This is a genomic window from Tistrella arctica (genome assembly GCF_039630945.1).
Lineage (GTDB): Bacteria > Pseudomonadota > Alphaproteobacteria > Tistrellales > Tistrellaceae > Tistrella > Tistrella bauzanensis.
In genome coordinates this window covers 280,900-299,186 of record NZ_JBBKTV010000001.1, presented here as the reverse complement: position 1 = coordinate 299,186, position 18,287 = coordinate 280,900, and the positions used below count along the sequence as shown (strand labels likewise).

General features: G+C 68.4%; 18 protein-coding genes. 5 read left to right on the top strand and 13 right to left on the bottom strand.

Translation table 11 applies throughout. From position 1 onward, the window contains the following. Positions 1 to 111 precede the first annotated feature (111 nt). The 4 genes from WG924_RS01345 to mscL form a co-directional block, all read right to left on the bottom strand. Entirely contained in the window at positions 112 to 657 is a 546-nt protein-coding gene (locus WG924_RS01345; RefSeq protein WP_345931015.1) for a CC0125/CC1285 family lipoprotein, read from the bottom strand. A gap of 287 nt (positions 658 to 944) precedes the next feature. Next, positions 945 to 1,655 (bottom strand): outer membrane protein, encoded by a 711-nt coding sequence (locus WG924_RS01340; protein ID WP_345931014.1) that lies wholly within the window; start codon positions 1,653 to 1,655, stop codon positions 945 to 947. Positions 1,656 to 1,870: 215 nt separating this feature from the next. Then, positions 1,871 to 2,092 (bottom strand): hypothetical protein, encoded by a 222-nt coding sequence (locus WG924_RS01335; protein WP_345931013.1) that lies wholly within the window; start codon positions 2,090 to 2,092, stop codon positions 1,871 to 1,873. Further along, a complete protein-coding gene (gene mscL / locus WG924_RS01330) occupies positions 2,089 to 2,574 on the bottom strand; it encodes a large conductance mechanosensitive channel protein MscL (RefSeq protein ID WP_345931730.1) in 486 nt (161 codons plus the stop codon). Before mscL ends, WG924_RS01335 begins: the two co-directional genes overlap by 4 nt. Positions 2,575 to 2,914: 340 nt before the next feature. Here mscL and WG924_RS01325 point away from each other — a divergent pair, with 340 nt between their 5' ends. Further along, positions 2,915 to 4,186, top strand: coding sequence for a cytochrome P450 (locus WG924_RS01325; protein ID WP_345931012.1), 1,272 nt, complete (start codon positions 2,915 to 2,917; stop codon positions 4,184 to 4,186). A 60-nt stretch (positions 4,187 to 4,246) separates the two neighbouring features. On the opposite strand, the gene WG924_RS01320 is transcribed toward WG924_RS01325, so the two are convergent. The 6 genes from WG924_RS01320 to WG924_RS01295 are packed head-to-tail and all read right to left on the bottom strand — an operon-like array spanning position 4,247 to position 10,683. Beyond that, a complete protein-coding gene (locus WG924_RS01320; RefSeq protein WP_345931011.1) occupies positions 4,247 to 5,035 on the bottom strand; it encodes an ATP-binding cassette domain-containing protein in 789 nt (262 codons plus the stop codon). 38 nt (positions 5,036 to 5,073) lie between these two features. Continuing rightward, the gene (locus WG924_RS01315; protein ID WP_345931010.1) at positions 5,074 to 6,240 is read right to left on the bottom strand and encodes a FecCD family ABC transporter permease; all 1,167 of its coding nucleotides are present in this window, start codon (positions 6,238 to 6,240) and stop codon (positions 5,074 to 5,076) included. A gap of 33 nt (positions 6,241 to 6,273) precedes the next feature. Beyond that, positions 6,274 to 7,206 (bottom strand): heme/hemin ABC transporter substrate-binding protein, encoded by a 933-nt coding sequence (locus WG924_RS01310; RefSeq protein WP_345931009.1) that lies wholly within the window; start codon positions 7,204 to 7,206, stop codon positions 6,274 to 6,276. Then, entirely contained in the window at positions 7,164 to 8,261 is a 1,098-nt protein-coding gene (locus WG924_RS01305) for a hemin-degrading factor (protein WP_345931008.1), read from the bottom strand. Before WG924_RS01305 ends, WG924_RS01310 begins: the two co-directional genes overlap by 43 nt. 39 nt (positions 8,262 to 8,300) lie before the next feature. Further along, complete coding sequence (hemP, locus tag WG924_RS01300) at positions 8,301 to 8,525, bottom strand: hemin uptake protein HemP (protein WP_345931007.1); 225 nt, start codon at positions 8,523 to 8,525, stop codon at positions 8,301 to 8,303. Between the two features lie 52 nt (positions 8,526 to 8,577). After that, positions 8,578 to 10,683 carry a TonB-dependent hemoglobin/transferrin/lactoferrin family receptor gene (locus tag WG924_RS01295; protein WP_345931006.1) on the bottom strand — a complete coding sequence of 702 codons (2,106 nt, stop codon included), beginning with the start codon at positions 10,681 to 10,683 and terminating at the stop codon, positions 8,578 to 8,580. 400 nt (positions 10,684 to 11,083) lie between these two features. Between WG924_RS01295 and WG924_RS01290 the strand changes: the two genes are divergently transcribed. Next, entirely contained in the window at positions 11,084 to 11,602 is a 519-nt protein-coding gene (locus WG924_RS01290; protein WP_345931005.1) for an Lrp/AsnC family transcriptional regulator, read from the top strand. Then, a complete protein-coding gene (locus WG924_RS01285) occupies positions 11,599 to 12,276 on the top strand; it encodes a LysE family translocator (RefSeq protein WP_345931004.1) in 678 nt (225 codons plus the stop codon). Before WG924_RS01290 ends, WG924_RS01285 begins: the two co-directional genes overlap by 4 nt. Positions 12,277 to 12,283: 7 nt before the next feature. Here WG924_RS01285 and WG924_RS01280 read toward each other — a convergent pair whose 3' ends face one another. Next, positions 12,284 to 12,478 carry a hypothetical protein gene (locus tag WG924_RS01280; protein WP_345931003.1) on the bottom strand — a complete coding sequence of 65 codons (195 nt, stop codon included), beginning with the start codon at positions 12,476 to 12,478 and terminating at the stop codon, positions 12,284 to 12,286. Between the two features lie 25 nt (positions 12,479 to 12,503). Next, positions 12,504 to 13,301, bottom strand: a complete 798-nt coding sequence (locus WG924_RS01275) for a 4-helix bundle domain-containing protein (RefSeq protein WP_345931002.1) — start codon at positions 13,299 to 13,301, stop codon at positions 12,504 to 12,506. A 297-nt stretch (positions 13,302 to 13,598) separates the two neighbouring features. Here WG924_RS01275 and WG924_RS01270 point away from each other — a divergent pair, with 297 nt between their 5' ends. Then, positions 13,599 to 14,633 carry a CobW family GTP-binding protein gene (locus tag WG924_RS01270; RefSeq protein ID WP_345931001.1) on the top strand — a complete coding sequence of 345 codons (1,035 nt, stop codon included), beginning with the start codon at positions 13,599 to 13,601 and terminating at the stop codon, positions 14,631 to 14,633. After that, the gene (locus WG924_RS01265) at positions 14,617 to 15,687 is read left to right on the top strand and encodes a WD40 repeat domain-containing protein (protein ID WP_345931000.1); all 1,071 of its coding nucleotides are present in this window, start codon (positions 14,617 to 14,619) and stop codon (positions 15,685 to 15,687) included. The genes WG924_RS01270 and WG924_RS01265 overlap by 17 nt, the downstream gene beginning before the upstream one ends. 67 nt (positions 15,688 to 15,754) lie before the next feature. Here WG924_RS01265 and WG924_RS01260 read toward each other — a convergent pair whose 3' ends face one another. Continuing rightward, positions 15,755 to 18,187, bottom strand: a complete 2,433-nt coding sequence (locus WG924_RS01260) for an autotransporter domain-containing protein (RefSeq protein ID WP_345930999.1) — start codon at positions 18,185 to 18,187, stop codon at positions 15,755 to 15,757. Positions 18,188 to 18,287 lie beyond the last annotated feature (100 nt).

The following is an 18,287-nucleotide window of genomic DNA, read 5'->3' as shown; positions in this document are numbered from 1 at the left end:
GAAGATTGCGACGCATGTGCAACAAGACCGTGGCATCATGCATGATGTCACGGCAGGTTGCGGCAAAATGACGCGGTGCGGCATCGGCTCCGGCGAGTGGGGCCGAGCCGATCAGTCCACCCGGGGCCGACGCAGGCCGGGCGCGATGGCCTGGGTAATCTGGCGGGCGTCATAGGCATCGGGCTGATCCGGCTTGCGGCCGGCATAGACCAGGATTTCGAGCCAGGCGGTATAGCGGGTATCCGCCTCTGCCGACCCGGTCGACATGCCGATCCCATATCCGGCGCCGCGCCCGCTACCCCACCCCCAGCCCCAGGCCGGCGGCGGGTTATAACTGTAGCGGCGGTCCGGTTCGACATCGCGGCTGACGACGATGAAAAAGTCATGGCCGGTCTGGAGCGTGATCTCGGCCGCACGATACAGCAGATAATCTTCCACCGTCGCCCGGTCGGTGGCGGCGTTGCCGGCGAAGCTGACGCGGAAACGATTGTCTTCAAGCCGCTGATTGGCATAGCCCTCGCCATGCAGCAAAGGCTGATACGGTGTCGGCCCGCTGCATGCCGCGACCAGAGCGCCAAGGCTCGCGACCAGAAACAGTGCCGCGCGCCGACCCTGCCGCCGCGACGGCGCCACTTGCCGGAAAGTCGTCCGGAACATCATTTTTCGTCTTCCGCTGAAGGGCTGCCCGGATACGGTCCGGGCATGCGCCGGGCGGTGTCGCGCTGGGCGGCCATGCACGGGGATCCCGCACATCGGCCGCCATCTCCGCCAATGCCACTCTATATGGCCCCGATGCCGCGAGGCGCCAGTGGCAGAGATATGTCACGACCACCGGCGCCAGCCCGCCAGCCGCGCCTATACCCAATCGCGTGTATACAACGACAATGGCCGCCGGTGCAGAACACCGGCGGCCATTGTTCAGGTCGACGCTGAAGCGTCAGGGATCAGAAGTTGATCCGCAGACCCACCATCACGTTGTGCGACCCATAGGTGTCGCTGCTGCTGACCGAGCCATCGGCCGCACCGCTGGTGACTTCCACAGCCTGCGTGCCGAAATAGCGGTATTCACCAACCAGCGACATGGCAGGGCTGAGAGCATAGGAGGCGCCCAGGATGCCCTGATAGGCCAGCACGGTGTCGTCGTCGCTCATCGCACCGGGGGCACCGGCTGCCGAGAAGCTGTCATATTCGACATAGGCCGCACCGATGCCCAGACCGATATAGGGGGTCAGGCGCGACGCCGGCAGGTACAGGTCGTGATAGACGTTGACCATACCCGACCAGACGGTGGCATCGCCATCGCTGTTGGCGAGGTTGGTGCCGCCGATCGACAGGCTGTCGACATCATTCTGGCGATAGCCGATTTCGAGTTCGGTGCGGAACCCGCCCCACTGCGCGACGCGGCCGAAATCATAGCCGATCGCGCCGACGACGCCGTAGCCGGTGTCGAACTCGGCGGCGACCTTACCGCCGGCGAGGCCCGAGCTGAAGCTCGAGTCGGACTGCATGTTCACGCCACCAAGAATTGAGCCATACCAGCCGGGCTCGCCGCCGCGCAGAAGCGCGATTTCGCTGGCCACATCCTGCGCATGCGCAAAAGCAGGGAGGGCGCAGAATGCTGCGGCCACTGCGGCCACTGTCAGCTTGCGATTCATCGCTCGAGGGTCTCCTGGTAACAGGGTCGTTGTCAGCGCCAGTGCAGGTGTTCCTGGCCATGCCAGCTTCGTTCGGCGCCAGATCTCGCGTGCGCTGAGCCGAGTGTGCCGGCAGATCCGCCCGCCATAACGTCTGTCTCTCCCAGACTATGGGGGTTGACGCGGCTTTTGTCAGCCCCTTGCGTTGGGGCAGCAGCAAGACTGCCACAGTCGCGTCATTTTAACCACATACCATGTTGATACGTCAAACGGTCATCAAAGCGGAAACCACCGGCATCGATGCATGTCTGACGGATATTCCGGCGGGTTGCCTTGAGCTTCAAATCCCTGGCCTGCCGCAGGACGAGCTTGTTTCCGATCGGTAACGCCATAACGTCCAGGGCGGTTGCCGTGGCGGCCCATCGGACACGCCGACGATCCGGCAGATCAGCCGTCAAGACTGCGGGCGTCCCGTCGCCGGCGAGGGATCTGTGCCCGGCCCGCCCGCCTGATCCCGGGCCAGCAGATCGCGGATCTGTTCCAGAACCACCAGTTCCGGCGCAGGTGGTGGCGGCGCTGCGGGCGGCGGCGGCACCTGAGCGGCTTCTTCCCGCCGCTTCATCTGATTCATCTGCCGCACCATCAGGAACAGCACCCAGGCCACGATCAGGAAGCTGATCAGCCGGTTGATGAACACGCCGATGTTGATCGTTGCCGCCCCGGCCTCTTTGGCGGCGGCAAGGCTGGTGTATTCGACGTCGGTCAGGTTGATGAAGATGTCGGAAAAATCGATGCCGCCGGTGATAAATCCGATCGGCGGCATGATGATATCATTGACCAGCGACGTCACGATGCTGCCGAAAGCGGCGCCGATGATCACGCCGACGGCGAGATCGAATGCGTTGCCCTTTACGGCGAACTCTCTGAATTCATTGATGATCTTCATGATCACGATCCGTATGGGACACCTGCATGCGCCAAGTGGCACCGGTGTCTGTTGATACCTGTCCCATGATGATTAGGCCGCTGATCGGCCGCCGCGGCAAGTGCCGCGACATCGAGCCCGCCGTCGCCCATACCGGGAACGGGCTGGCACAGCCGCCAGCCGCCCCTATATCAGCCTGACCGGCGGCCGCGCGTGGCAATGCCGCAGTGCCAACCATGTTGCAGTGCGAGGCTTCATGGTATCGTTCACAACAGACAGAACCCCTGACCGGCCCCACCGGCCCCTGACCGGATCCACCGGCAGGCGTGCCATGACGATGTCGCGGAGAGCCCCGATGACCTATAGCGGATACGGCAGCGACGACGCGCCCGCCCCCGCGGCGGCGAACGGGCAGGACGAGCCGGTCGATTTCGGCTCGGCCGGCTTTCGCGCCGATCCGTGGCCGGCCTATGCCGTCGCCCGCCGGACCCGCCCGGTCTGGTGGTCTGAACGCCTGGGCCAGCTATGCGTGGTGCGGCATGCCGACGTGATGCGGGTGCTGACCGATCCGGTCTTCACGGTGGAATATCCGTTCAAACGCACCCGTCAGGCCTTTGGCGAAACCCTGCTCGATATCGATGGCGATCGCCATCTGGCGCAGCGTCGGGCCGCACAGCATCTTCTGGGGTTCGAAGGGGTGGCAGCGGCCGTCGCCGGTCTGGCCCCGGGGCTGATCGGCGCCACGCTGGCCGACCTGCCCGCAGATGAACCGGTCGATGCCATCCAGGCTCTGGCCGAGCCGATCGCACGCGGGGTGATCCGCGGGCTATTCGGTATCGATGCCGCGACCGGCGATCGTCTTGCCCATCACCTGTCGCGCGTCAGCCGCTATATAGAACAGAGTGACGGCGGCGTCGGCGGCATCGCCGATGAACGCCGCGCGCTGGAAGCCCTGATCGGGCGGCTGATCGATCAGGGGCTATCGCCACGACCGGCGGCTCTGGCGCTGAGGGTCCAGCGGATGGCGGCCGACCTGGAACGCACCCAGTTGATGCGCCTGATCCTTCTGATGATGGCCGCCGGGGTGGAAACGCCGCTGTCGGCGATCGCCAACGCGCTGGCGGTGCTGTTGCGGCACCGCCATCTGATCGACCGGCTGGCCGTGGAGCCGAGCCTTGCCGACAGCTTCGCCCTGGAGGTCATGCGGTTTCAGCCGCCCCAGCACGACACCACCCGCTTCGTGCGCGGCCAGACCGAGATCGGCGGCGTGACCGTGCCACGGGGTGCGTCGGTCCGGGTGTTCCTGGCCAGCGCCAATCGCGACGAGACCGTGTTTCCCGCAGCGGATCAGTTCGATCCCGAGCGCTTCATGCCCGGCCGGCCACCAGTGCCGGTGCTGTCGTTCGGCGCCGGTCGCCATGCCTGCCCCGGCCGACCTTTGGCCTCGGCGATTATCGCCGAAGCCCTGCGGCGTCTGGCTGAACGCTTCGCCGACATCGCGCCCGCAGATGACTGCGATCCCACCATCGCCGGTGACAGTTTCCGCCGGCCGCGGCGCCTGACACTGGTCCTTCAGCCCCGACAGGCCACCGTGCCCGGCTATATGGCCGGCGCCGCCGTCGCCTGAGGTGCCGGCGCCGCGCCGGCCCCTACTGTCAGAGGCCCTCACCGTCAGAGGCCTCAACCGTCAGAGCCAGGCAAAACCGATCTTCGGGCGCCCGGTCGCAGCATCGATCATCACCTCGGCGGTGACGTCATACACCGCGTCGATCGCGGCCGAGGTCAGCACCCGCGCCGGTGCGCCGCGATCGAGAATCCGGCCCGCCCGCATCAACACCACCTCATCGGCGACCGCGGCCGCCAGATCGGGATCGTGAAGCACGGCCGCCACCGCGAGGCCACCCTCGGCCGCGCGCCGCATCACCCGTGCCAGATCGCGCTGACGGGCGATGTCGAGCGCGGCATTGGGTTCATCGAGCAGCAATGCCCGGGTGCCGGGTTCCGCAGCACAACCCGCCGCCTGCGCCAGCGTGCGGGCCAGTTGCACCCGCCGGCGCTCGCCGCCCGACAGCCGGGTGACGACGCGCCCGGCCAGGGGCTCGATGCCGGTTTCGGTCATCGCGGCTCGGATGGCGGCATGGTCCTCGTCGGGTGTGGCGACACCGCGAAAGGGTGACCGGCCCAGCGCCACCACCTCGGCGGCGGTAAAGCCGAAGCCCAGCATATCGGCCTGGCTCATCACCGCCCGACGGCGGGCCAGCCGCTCGGCCGGTATCCGCTCCAGCGACACGTCGTCGAGCGCGACCCGCCCGCCATCGGGCCGGATGGCGCCGGTGGCGAGGCCGAGCAACGTTGATTTGCCGGCACCATTGCAGCCCAGGATCGCGACCAGATGACCGGGCCGGATGTCCAGGCTGGCCTCGTCGACCAGAACCCTGCCGCCACGACGGCAGGTGACACGGGTGAGGCTGAGCATGGGCGAAGGCTCCAGAAAACAGGACGGGCGGGAAGCGGTCAACCGCCGCCGCGGATACGCGCCCGCAGCAGGTGGATGAAATACGGCCCGCCGATCAGGGCGGTGACGATGCCGATCGGCAGTTCGGCCGGCGCCACGATCAGTCGCGCCGGCAGATCGGCGCCCACCAGCAGCACCGCGCCCGCCAGCATCGACAGCGGCAGCACGCCGCGATGGCCGGGTCCGACGATCAACCGCACCAGATGCGGCACCACCAGACCGACGAAGCCGATCGTGCCCGACACCGCCACGGCGGCACCCACGCCCAGTGCCGCGCCGATCACCGCCCGGCGCCGGAGCCGCTTGCCGTCGACACCCAGATGGTAGGCATCCTGGTCGCCCAGCGCATGGGCGTCCAGCCCGCGCGCCAGCGGCAGCAGCAGCCAGGCCGCGACCGAGATCGCCAGCAGTGGCGCCCAGAGCAGGCCCCAGCGTGCGCCGCCAAGACCGCCCATCGACCAGAAGGTCAGCTCGCGCAATTGCTGATCATCGCCGATAAAGGCGAACAGACCGACGCCGGCGCTGGCGATTGCTGTAATGGCGACGCCGGCCAGCAGCAGCAGCGACATGTCGTGCCCCCCACCCTTGCCACCCCCACCCTCGCCGCCATCGGCGGCAGCACCGCCGGCCAGTCGCCAGACCAGCATGGTGGCCGAAATGGCGCCGACGAAAGCCGCGGCCGGCACCAGTGCCGATGCCGCCCAGGCCGGCAGATCCGGCAGCAGCGCATGCCCCAGCACGATGGTCGCGACCGCCGCCAGTGCAGCGCCGGCCGAAATGCCGATCAGGGCCGGGTCGGCCAGCGGATTGCGGAACAGGCCCTGCAGCACCGCCCCGGCCAATCCCAGAACCCCACCCACCATGATGCCCAGAATCAGGCGCGGCAGACGGATATCCAGCAGCACCGCCGCCTTGATCTGGTCGGCCCGCGCCTGATCCGCCCACGCCTGATCGGCCGCAACGGCGATCGCGGCCGGATCGAGCAGGCCGGCACGCACCAGCAACGCCCGCGCCACCGCCGGATAATCGGCCGGCATGATCGCGAGCGGCCCCACGGCCAGGGCCAGCACCGAAACCGCGATCAGCGCCACGATCAGAACCACACCCAGACGCCGTCGGGCGCGGTGGCGCTGGTCATGCATCGGCAAGGCCCGACCGGCGGTCACGGCCGTATCATCCAGCGTCGCCGCCATCCGGTCCTACCCCATCACCTGCGCCAGATCGGCCGCGAACGCGGTCGCGACATCGGCGGTGGACGGCCCCAGCCCCGAGAGGGCGCGGCTGTCGATGGCGATCAGCCGGCCGGCCATCGCCGCCGGGGTCAGGCGCAACTGCGGCAAGGCCAGCACCGCCTCGCGCCCGCCCAGGCGGGCGATCGCGTGGGTCGGCATCGCCAGAACCTCGGGCGCCATCGCCGCCGCCGCCTCGGCCGAGATCGGGGCATAGTCGGCGCTCAACTCGAAGGCATTGCGACCACCGGCCAGACGGATCACGGCCGCGGCGGCCGTGTCGCGCCCGGCCGCCATCAGCCCGGCATTGCCGACGCCGATCAGGCACATCACCGATGGATGCACCGGCAGCGCTAAGGCCGCTTCCGCAACCTCGGTCAGCGCCGCCGTGACCTGAAGGCCCAGCGCCACCGCCGGATCATGCAGATCGATGGCGTCACCCACCGCCACGATCGCCGCTTCGACCTGATCGATGCGGGTGGCCGACGTCACCATCCGCAGATCTATGCCGGCAGCCCGGATCTGGTCGAGCGTCGAGGCCGGACCCGCACCGTCATCGGCGATCACCCGGGTGGCACCGGTCGCGATCACGCCTTCCGCCGCCAGGGTGCGCATATAGCCGACCTTGGGCAGACGCTGCGCCTCGGCCGGACTCATGCTGGTGGTGTCGACCGCGACGATGCGGTCGCCGGCCCCCAGCGCCCAGACGGTTTCGGTGACGGCGGCACCGATGGTGACCATGCGGGCGGGCACGGCCAGCGCAGGCCGTGCCCAGCCAGCGAACAGGCCCCCCGCCGCAACCGCGCCCAGGGCGGCGGTTACCCCAAGGAACCGCCGCCGGCCGCTGTCGATCGCCGCCGTCACGCCGCGCTGCCCGGCAGGGCATGCACCAGCGCCCGCCATTCCGGCAGTTCAGGCACACCCGTCTCGCGCACGCCCACCATGATCAGGAACAGCTCACCCCGGTCGTCATACAGCTCGACCGCCGTCACGGTGCCGTCGACGGTGGGCTTGTCGACCTGCCAGGCGGCCGCGATGTGGTCTTCGCGGACATGCAGGTTGAAGCCCGGATCCAGAATGTTGATCCAGGGGCCGCGCGGTTCCACCCGGTTGATGGTGCCGCCCGAGATCTGGATGCAGCCCGGATTGGGCACGAAGATCATGATCTTCACCTGATCGCGCGCCGCCGCTTCCAGGGCCGCACGGAACGCGCCGTCACCCAGCTTGCGGGCGAAGCGGCCATCGGCCAGGGCCAGCGCCGCCGGACGCGACAGGTTGTGACGGTTCAGCAGCGGCAGGAAATCATGGGTGTCGGCCAGATGCGACCAGTCGGTCAGGAAGGCGTCGGCATCGAACCCCTCAGGCGCCGTCGCCGCAACCGGCTCAGGCGTCGGGGCGGGCTCGAAGGCCGGCGCCTGCTGAACGGCACCACGATTGGCGGCGATCAGCGCGTCATAAGCGGCACGGTCGCTGTCGGGGCGCAGATAGATCTTGTGCATGGCGAGGCCATGGATGTCGAAGAACTGCAGGCTGCGCAGCACGGTGTCGCCGCGCGCTTCCTCGACCGCCAGCGCCGCATGCCAGCGCTTCAGGAACAGGCGCAGATCGATCGGCTTGTTGATCACCAGGCCGGCATGGGCGCCCAGCTTGACATTGCCATAGGTGCCGACGATCTCGTGCACCGCATGGTCGTTGCGGGTCAGCGCCATCACCGGGCCCAGGGTCTCGATCGCGCGGATCAGATCGCCGATATCGGCGTCCAGCCATACCACGCGGGCGCCATCGGCCCCGTCACGGCCGACGGCCGATGCCACCAGCTCACCTTCGGACACGCCCAGCCGCCCGGCCTGATCGCGGACGCGCAGGCCCGGTTCGGCAGCGGCCAGGGCCGCGCGGCGGCCGACAAGATCGTCGCCGGCCGCACCGGCCGACTGGGTGGCATTCTGGTCTGTGGACATCCGGGTCATCTCGTCTCGGTCCTCATATCGGGGCTGACCTTACTTGGTCAGGATCAGCTTGTTCTGTCTTGTGCGGCGCAGACGATAGGTCTCGCCGCAATGTGCGATCAGAACCTCGCCCGCGGCGCCCAGCAGCGCCATGCTGTCCAGGCTCGGCGGCGGCGTGCCACCACCCCGCTTGTGCCCGACATGATCGGCACCGGCACACCCTGCGCCGGCACCGTCGGTTTCGCGGCTGTTGCCCGCGGGCGCGGTCTGACTCATGCTCGTATCCTTAGATGGAGATGGTGAGCGGTCAATCGACGGCGGTGCCGCCTCAGAAGCGATAGGCGGCGGTCAGCTTCACGGTCCGTCCCGGATCGTCGAGTTCCGACAGGGCCTGGCGATAGGTCTTGTCGAAGACGTTGTCGACGCCAAGGTCGAAGCGGGCGCCACGCAGACCGCCATCCGACGGCTGGAAGCTGACCCAGGCGTCATGGACGGCATAGCCCGGCGTCACGGCCTCGCCAGTGGCCACACGATCCTGCTTGTCATGGGCGACCATGCGCCAGCCGGTCACCACGTCGCCGCCCATGAACTTCAGGCCGCCACCAAGCGAGACCTTGTCGCCGGGCAGGCCGCCCAGCGCGTCGCCCTCGGTGCGGTCGTCACCGCGAATACGCGCGGCCCCGAAGCTCGCGAACCACAGCGGCGCGTCATAGGCCAGCTCGAACTCCACACCATCCAGGCGCGCATCCTGAACGTTGTTGCGGGTGGTCGTTCCAGGATACCCCAGGAACTGCACCTGCATCTCGATGAAGTCTTCGACGTCGTTGCGGAAGGCCGCGACCCGGCCGGTGATCCGGTCGCCGCTGGTGAGCACGTCGCTCTCCGACAGGGTCAGGCCGATTTCCTTGTTCTTCGCCGTCTCGGGCCGCAGATCCGGATTGGGCTTGAAGTTGTTGCCCGGGAAGTGCTCGCCCGAGGCGTAAAGCTCGGTCAGCGATGGCGCGCGGAACGCCTCGGCATAGCTCGCATAGGCATTCAGCCAGGGCGTGACCGCATAGGCGACCGAGATCGACGGGCTGACGGCATCGTCGGACGCGCTGTTCTGGTTGTTGGCCTCGCGGTCGAACCGGTCGAAGCGGACGCCAGGCGTGAAGGTCAGCCGGTCGAAGAACACGATCTCGTCCTGAACGAACAGGCCGAGAATGTCCTGCCGCGCGTCCGGATAGGGGTCGCGATCACCGCCGTCCCGCTGGCCATCCTGATCATCACGATAGGCTTCGACGCCATAGGTCAGCGCATGGTTGCCGAAGCCGCCGAGCTGGAAACGGCTGGTATTGGCGATGTCGATGCCGGTGGTGGCGAGATCGGTTTCGTCGAACCGACCGGTATCGATCCGGCGCTCGTCCAGGCTGGTCTCGGTCCGGTAGATCCGGGCGTCGAGGTCGAACCACGGATTGCCGTTGCCGTCGAACCGCCAGCCCAGCGTCATGGTCTTCTGGTCGGTCTTGCGATCGACGATGATGCTGTTGGTGTTGGTATTCGCGGCCGACGGGATGATGTGCTCGTCGCGGAACTGCATGTAAGACGCGGTCAGTTGATGCCCTTCCGCCGGGCGCAGGACCAGTTTGACAAGGCCGCTGCGGACATCGTCGGCGGTGAAGGGAATGGTGTCGCCCGCGCCGTTCTCCAGATCGTCGGCGTCGAAACCGGTAAAGCCGACCAGGGCCTCGGCATTGTCGCCCAGCCGGGTGGCGCCGATCGCATGGCCGCCGAAGCCGTCGCCATTGCTCTCCCAACTGACGCCGACCTCGCCGCCCCAGGGCTCGCCGTCCTCAAGGAAGGTGCCCGGATTGATGGTTTCGACCTCCATCACGCCGCCGATGGCGCCGCTGCCATAGAGCGAGGAGGCGGGCCCACGCCGCACCTCGACCCGTTCCAGCAGCGAGGGATCGATGAAGATCCGGCCGCGATGGCCGCTTTCGAAATTCTGACGGGCGCCATCGACCCGCAGCACCACCCGCTCGCCGGTCAGGCCGCGGATCACCGGCTGCATGGCGGTGCGGCGCGGGCCACCCGACATTTCGACACCGGGAATGTCGTCGAGCAGATCGCCCAGATCATCGGGCTGGCGCTGGCGGATTTCCTCGGCACCGACCACCGTCACCGAGGCCGGAACCTCGCTCACGGTTTTTTCGGTGCGGGTGCCAAGCACCGTCACCGGGTCGAGCTGAACCGGCGCGCGGCCGGCGGCAAGCTGAACCTCACCGGCGCTGGTTCCGGCATCGGCGGCCAGTGCCATCATCGGCACGGTGCCGGCGGCCAGCGCGGTGCCGGCGCCCAGCAGCAGGCCGAACGCCCGCAGGCGCCGGCTCAGCGACCGGTGGCCAGCCATAGGCGGGGAATGAAACAGGGATTGTCTGGGCAGCGACGACACGGGCCAAGCCTCTCAGGACGGTTCTTTGCGACCGGACGGGCACGGCGGTTCTCCCCTGGGGCGGAGAGGCGCCGCGCCCGAGAGTGGGCACTGGCTGCCTGACGCATCCGACGACGCTCAACGCACCCCGCAGCGCGACCAGACGGGGCAGATGAGCGCGGGGACGCGCTGGGTGGCTGGCTTGTCGAGCCGGACGCGGATGTGAGGTTGCGACCGGCTCGCAATGCGGACTTTAAGCGGAGGTGTCCGCAATTGCAACTCATTCTCATGTAAGGCGTCACAAATCGCGCGCATGGACGGATGCCGTCCTGAGTTTTCCATCAAATCCGAACATATTCTTCTGGTCTGGCATATTTCAGGATGATATTCATATAATGATCAATAAACAGGATACCTTCCCATGCTCGACCATGCCGACCGGATCATCATCGCCCGGCTTCAAGCCGATGGCCGCACGCCGATGGCAGAGCTGGGCCAGGCCGCCGGTCTCTCCACGTCGGCGGCACATGATCGTGTGCGCCGGCTGACGGAACGCGGCGTGATCGAGGGCGTGACCATCCGCGTGGATCCGGTGGCCATCGGTCGGGGCGTGGTGGGCTTCATATTCGTGGCGCTGGACCGTCCCGCTGCCGAGCCCGGCTTCATCGCAGCGACCGCCGCCGATGGTGCTGTGCTCGACTGCCACCACGTCACCGGTGACTGGTCCTATCTGCTGAAGGTGCGGGTGGCCGATATCGGCGGACTCGAAGCCCTGCTCGGCCGCCTGAAGCGGATCGACGGGCTGGTGCGCAGCCACAGCCTGATCGCGCTGTCCTCGCCGAAGGACAGCGCCGCACCGCCACCCTTCCCCGATCCGCCCTTCCCCGATCCGCCCTTCCACGACCTGGCATCGGCCACCGGAACGAAGGCCGGATCATGACGCCGCTCGATGCGCTGCTGCGCGGCATGGCGCTGGGACTGGCGGTGGCGGCACCGGTCGGGCCGATCGGGTTGATGTGCCTGCGCCGCGCCGTCGCCGGCGGCTTCGGCGCCGGCATGGCCTGCGGCCTGGGCGTGGCGCTGGCCGATCTGGTCTATGCGCTGATTGCCGCATTCGGGCTCGGCGCCGTCCTGGGGGTGGCGGCACTCGATCCGCTATGGCCGCAACTGGCCGGCGCGGCGCTGATCGCCTGGATCGGCATCGGTGCCGTCCGGCGTGGGCGCGCGGTTCTGCGCCACCGCGATGCCGGGCCGGCGGCGGCGGCACCGGGCCGGGGGCGCGATACCGTCACCGCATTTCTGCTGACCCTGTCGAACCCGATGACCATTGCCAGCTTCGCCGGCCTGTTCGCCGGCCTGGGGCTTGGGGCCGCCGGCGGCGATGCCGGCGCCATGAATGGCGGCGCGGTCGGAACCGCCACGCCGGCCGCACTGGCGCTGGGTGTGTTTCTGGGATCGCTGGGCTGGTGGGCGATGCTGGCCGGCGCGGGCCATCGATTCGGACGGCGGCTGACCGCGGCCGCCCTCGCCCGCATCGATATCGCCGCCGGCCTGCTGCTGGTCGCCGGTGCCGCATGGCTGGCGATGGAAGCGGTGAACCGCGCATCGGCATGACGGCCGGTCAGGATGTGCCCGAACCGGCGATCGGCGGCGGGTCGGCGGATGGTGCATCCATCATCACGCCCCCGCGCACCAGCGCCAGCACAAGCGCCGCCGCCAGCGGCACCACCACGGCGGCAATGGCAAGCCAGGGGCGTGGTCGCGGCCGTCGGCGGGGACGGACCGGTGCCTCTGGCGTCGTGCGTCGCTTGCTCATGACCCCGGCCCGCGCCCCGCCGCGCTCAGAACGTGTCGAGCTGCTGGCGCAGGTTCACGACCAGCGCCTGCACCTCGGCCACGGTCAGCGCCGGCTGCTCGGGTGGCAGCAGGCTGGGCCATGCATGGGCAAGGCGGGTCAGGTCGCGGGCGACGATCGTCCAGCGTTCAGGATCGGCATCCTTGAAACGAGGTGCTGCCTGCCGCAGCACACCGGCTGTCACCTGCATATAGCCCAGGCTGGCCTGATAATCGGTCGCATCGGCTATCCGGCCATCGACCACCGCGGCACCATAGGTGTCGGCGATCGTCCCCAGCAGCAGGCTTGCCACCTTCAGCCCGGTGTGGATATCGCGCCGTTCGGCAACCGGCACACTGGCGGTCGCGGCCCTCAACTTGACCAGAACCGCGTCAATCCGCCGGGAAATCTCGGCCGCGGGCTGCCCCGCCCTGGCGGCCTGCAGCAGTGCCTCCAGCTCCGGCTTGAAATCCGGCACATCCCGGGCAGCGATCGACGGCTTCAAGCCGGCATACAACACCTCCAGCGGGCGGCGGAAATGGACCAGGGCATCAGTGACCTTGCCGTCCGCATAGAGCGCGCCGCCGACCCGCAGATGGCCTTCGACAGCACCAAGCCCGGCCACGAATTCGGCGGTGGGCAGCGGTTCGGCCTGGCTTGCGGCTGCGATCACCGGCACGCCACCGGCCGCACCCGAAGCACCCGCCACCGATGATGCCGCCAGAGACGGCGCGCCGGCCACGGCACCGGCGATCAGTATAGCGGCGCCGAGGCCCGTCCGAAGCCTGATGCGGATGTCGGTCATGGGATGCTCCTGAAGGCTGGTGCTGACACGCACTGGCAGCGCCGGGGGATGGTGGCGCCAGTTCCACAGACAATACGCCGGGAACGGCTGCCGCGTCGATGCCCGGGCGGCGCCGGTCGCCATCATGACGCAGCCGATGCTATGCTTCGGTCGACCGTCAGGCACGGCCGAACAGGCGATATGCGCGAGCGGGCTTGGAGAACCGGCCGCACCATGCCATATCCGCAGCCTGTGGCCATGGTGCCATCCGAGATTTGGTGCCATCCGAGATTTCCGCTTCCCGTCCCGAGGACCGATATGGACAAGATCCCCGTCACCGTGCTTACCGGCTATCTTGGTGCCGGCAAGACCACGCTGTTGAACCGCATCCTGACCGAACAGCACGGCCGCAAATATGCCGTGGTGGTGAACGAGTTCGGCGAGATCGGCATCGACGGCGACCTTGTCGTGGACGCCGACGAGGAAGTGTTCACGATGAACAATGGCTGCCTGTGCTGCACCGTGCGCGGCGATCTGATCCGGATCGTCGGCGCCCTGCTGAAGCGCGCGGGCAATCTCGACGGTATCCTGATCGAGACCACGGGCCTCGCCGAGCCGGCGCCGGTGGCGCAGACCTTCTTCCTGGACCGCGACATCGCCGCCCGCACCCAGCTCGACGGCGTGGTCACGGTCGCCGATGCGCTGAACCTGGAACAGCGGCTGATCGATGCCCCCGAAGCCGCCCAGCAGGTCGCCTTCGCCGATATCGTGCTGCTGAACAAGGCCGATCTGGTCGATGCCGACACCCTGGCACGGGTGGAGGCCACCATCCGCCGGCTGAACCCGCTGGCGCGCATCCATCGTACCGTGCGCAGCGACGTGCCGCTGACCGAGGTGCTGGGCCGCGGCGCCTTCGACCTGAAGCGCGCCCTGTCGCTGGAACCCGACTTCCTGGCCGGCGGCGATCACGGGCACGACCATGCCCATGATCACCATGATCACGACCATGGGCATGACCATGCCCCCGCCGCCGGCGTGCTGGCCCATGATCACGACCTCAGCATCGCCAGCCTGTCGCTTTCGACCGACCAGCCGCTGGACAAGACGCTGTTCGAAAGCTGGCTCAGCATGCTGCTGATGACCAAGGGCCAGGACATCCTGCGCTTCAAGGGCATCCTGAACTTCGCCGGCCAGAACCGGCGCTATGTCCTGCAGGGCGTGCACATGATTTCCGAAGGCACGCTCGACCGGCCATGGGGCGCGGATGAAGCGCGCCGCAGCCGCATGGTGGTGATCGGCCGTGATCTGGATCCGGCCGAGCTGAAGCGGGGCTTCGATGGCAACATTGCTTGACCCCGGGCCGAGGCCCGAGACCTTCTTCACCCGCGTGGCCGAGCGCCGGCGGATGGAGGATCTTGAAACGCCGGCGGTGTCGCTGGCCTTCGATCGCGGCGGCAACAGTCTGGCCGTGGCGCTGGGCGATGGCAGCCTGCGGCTGTTCAGCCGCACCGACGGCTTCCGTCTGGGCAGATCGGTCACCGCCCATAAGGGCCAGGTGCTGTCGATGGTTCCGGATATCGGCGCCGGCGCCTTCCTGACCGGTGGCGATGACGGCCGAGTGATGTCGGTATCCGCCGACGGCACCGCAAGCGTGCTGGCCGAGTTGGGGCGGCGCTGGGTCGAGGCTGTGGCCTGCACGCCAACCGGCGGCCTGCGGGCGGCGGCGGCGGGCAAGCGCGTGGTGCTGATCGACCGCAAGGGCGCCATTACCGGCGACGGCGACGACCATCCGCGCAGCGTGACCGGGCTGGATTTCCACCCCAAGGGCAAGCGGCTGGCGGTGATCCATGGCGACGGCGCCACCCTGTGGTGGGCGGCATCCTTCGGCAAGGCGCCGAAGCGGCTGGCGGCCGAAGGCCAGTTGATCGGCGGCCGCATGTCGCCCGATGGCGACTGGCTGGTGGCGGCCACCGGCGACAGCACGCTGAATGCGTGGCGGCTGGCCGATGGCCATAAGCTGCGCATGGCCGGTTACGACGCCAAGGTGCGCAGCCTGGACTTCACGCCCAATGGCCGGATGCTGGCGACCAGCGGATCGGGCAACGCGATCATCTGGTCGTTCGCCGGCCGCAACGGCCCTGAAGGCAAGGCGCCGACCGAGCTTCCCCAGCCCTATGGCACGGGGGTGACGGCGGTTGCCTGGCACCCGAAATCGCCGACGCTGATGATCGGCTATGACCACGGCATGCTGATCGCGGTTCCGGGCGCCGGCACCGGCGCGCCGGTCACCGACCCCTGCGGCAGCCCGCTGATCTCGATCGGCATTTCGCCCGATGGCGACTTCATGGCCGGGGTGACGGAATCCGGGCGACTGGCGGTGATCGACATGCGCGCCCGCGCCGGCTGATCCGCCGGAGCGCATGCGCACGCGGTCGAACGGCCCCGACGGTGATCCATCGGGGCCGTTCCGCCGATCACCAGGTGATACGCACGCCGACCGTGCCGGCATTGTCGGCAACGCCGTCGCCGAAGCGGCCACGCCAGGATGCGAAGGCCGAGGTCGAGGCATCGATGCCCAGGGCGACTTCCACCGCCGGATCGAAGGTCAGTTCGTTGTCCCGCGCCATATCGAGGGCGAAGGCACCGGCGCTGCCACCGCCAAGGCTGCCCGACATGGTGTCGTCGCCGGTGGGGCTGCGATAGCCCATACCCAGCGTCACCGCCGGCATCAGCACCGGGCCGCCCAGATCGAACTGGCGGCCGACGGTCAGCCCCAGACCGGTGCCGATCTCGCCCAGCCACAGATCATCGACCGTGGCGTTCAGGCTGCCGGCGCCGGTTTCGGTATAGCCCTTCTGGGCGATGCCGGCATAACCCAGCCAAAGCTCGGGGCCGACGACCCAGCCGGCAACGTCATAGGTGGCACCCATGGCAACGCGGCTCTGCACCGCCAGACCATCGGTCTCGGCGGTGGCGGTGCGCAGCAGGCCCGGCAGGGCGATAGTGCGATCGGTCTCACCCCAGCCATAGCCCACCGACAGCGACCCGTCGAGGTGATAGCGGCCCTGGCTGTAGCCGCCATAGGCGCCAAGGCTGGCCAGATCGACCGTGCCCTCGCCCAGGCCGCCATCCGTGCGGGTGTTGGACCGGCCATAGGCCATGAAGCCACCAAGCCGCCAGCCGTCGCCGGCGGCCATGTCGATACCGGCGACCACGCCGCCGCCGCTGGCGCGGAAACTGTCGCGCTCGGCCGTGCCGTCACGGTCGAGCCACTGACCGAAACCACGCACCCAGGCACCGGTTTCAGCCCCCTCCATTCCGGGCAGGCGGGCAAGCGCGCCAATCCCGCCGCTGCCTGAGGTGGCATCCGACATGACCGTGGCGGCGGCCGCGAACTGGCGCTGAATGTCCAGGCCGGCGGTGCCGGCGGTACCGGCGCGCAGCCCCCCAAGCCGCCCTGAGACCGTGCGACCGATTTCGCTCAACAGCGCAAGGCTGGCCTCGGCGGTGGCAAGGTTGCGGTCGGGCCCCAACTGGGCCAGCGCCGCGTCGATATTGGCGCGGCCGACCACGTCGAGCGCGCGATAGGCGGCAAGCGGGTCGGCGGCATAGCCGTCGGCCAGCAGATTGCCGAAGCTGCGCGCCATCTCGGTGGCGCGCGCGCTATCTGCGGCCGTCCCCATGGCGCCGGTGCGGGCCGACACCAGCAGATAGGCTGCCTTGTCGACCTGGATCAGCTTGAAGATCAGCTTCTGCGGCACCGGCTGGCCCTGCTCGTCGATGCGGGTCGACAGCGTGGCGTCGTCATAGGTGACGTCGGTGCCGGTCAGTTGCAGTGCCGACAGGATCTCGCCCAGCGAGGCACCGGGCGAGGCCGAGGCCAGCAACGCCACGGCGCCGGCAACATGGGGGGCCGCCATCGACGTGCCGGAGAACGGCGCATAGCCACCGTTATAGACCGACGACACCACGTCGACGCCCGGCGCCATCAATTCGACCAGGTCCGACTGGTTGGAGAAGTCGGCGATAATGAGGTTGTTGTCGACCGCGCCGACCGGAACGGCGCCAGTCAGGCAGGCAGGCGTCGATACGGTGGTGGTGTGATACTCATTGCCCGACGACACGATGCTGGCGATGTTCGCGGCCGCAGCACCCTGGAACGCCGCCGACGTCTCGGCACCACCAGGCGTGGTCTCATCGCAGATACCCGAATACTCACCGGCACCCAGGCTCATATTGACCGCGACCACCCGATATTGCGCCGCAAGTGCCGCGACATGGTCATAGGCGCGGGTGATCACGCCGTTGAGGGCGACCGCGCAATCGGGATCGTCGCTGCCGCAGCCGGCCTCCTCGTCCAGTCCTTCAGGCGAGGCCATGCGGATCGCCGCGATCATCGCGTCGGGCGCCACGCCGAAAGCCTCGCCATTATTGCCGGCGACGGTGCCGGCGACATGGGTGCCGTGGGCCGCATCTTCGTCATCATAGTCGGGCGATGCGGTGCCGGCGCCGGTCGCGAAGGCGGTGCCGTTGCCGCAATCGGCCGACACACCGCCGACCGACATGCCGACACAGGCTTCCTCGACCACGTTCTTCCGAAGGAAGGGATGGCTGGCCTCGACGCCGCTGTCGATCACCACGACCATCGTGCCCTGGCCGGTGATGCCGCGTTCCCACAAGGCGCGCGCACCGATCAGGTCGACGGAAGTCATCACCCCGCCCGGCTGGTCGGCCCGGGCCGGGCTCACCCCGGCCGCCAGACCGGCAAGCGCCCCTGCCAGGGCGGTGGTGACGGCAAGGCTCGCGGCGATCCGGGCACGGCCGCTGCGACCATGTCGAACGGTGCGGGACAGGCAAAGATCATCGGGCCGCCCGGCGATGCCGGTGGAGGGCTGAGCGGTGGTCATCGGTGACGGAACTCTCGTACAGGGCTAACAAGGGAGGTTGCCTGCCCCGGTTAATCAATGCCCCACAATCACCAGCCGACAAAAGAACGTCAAGATTATG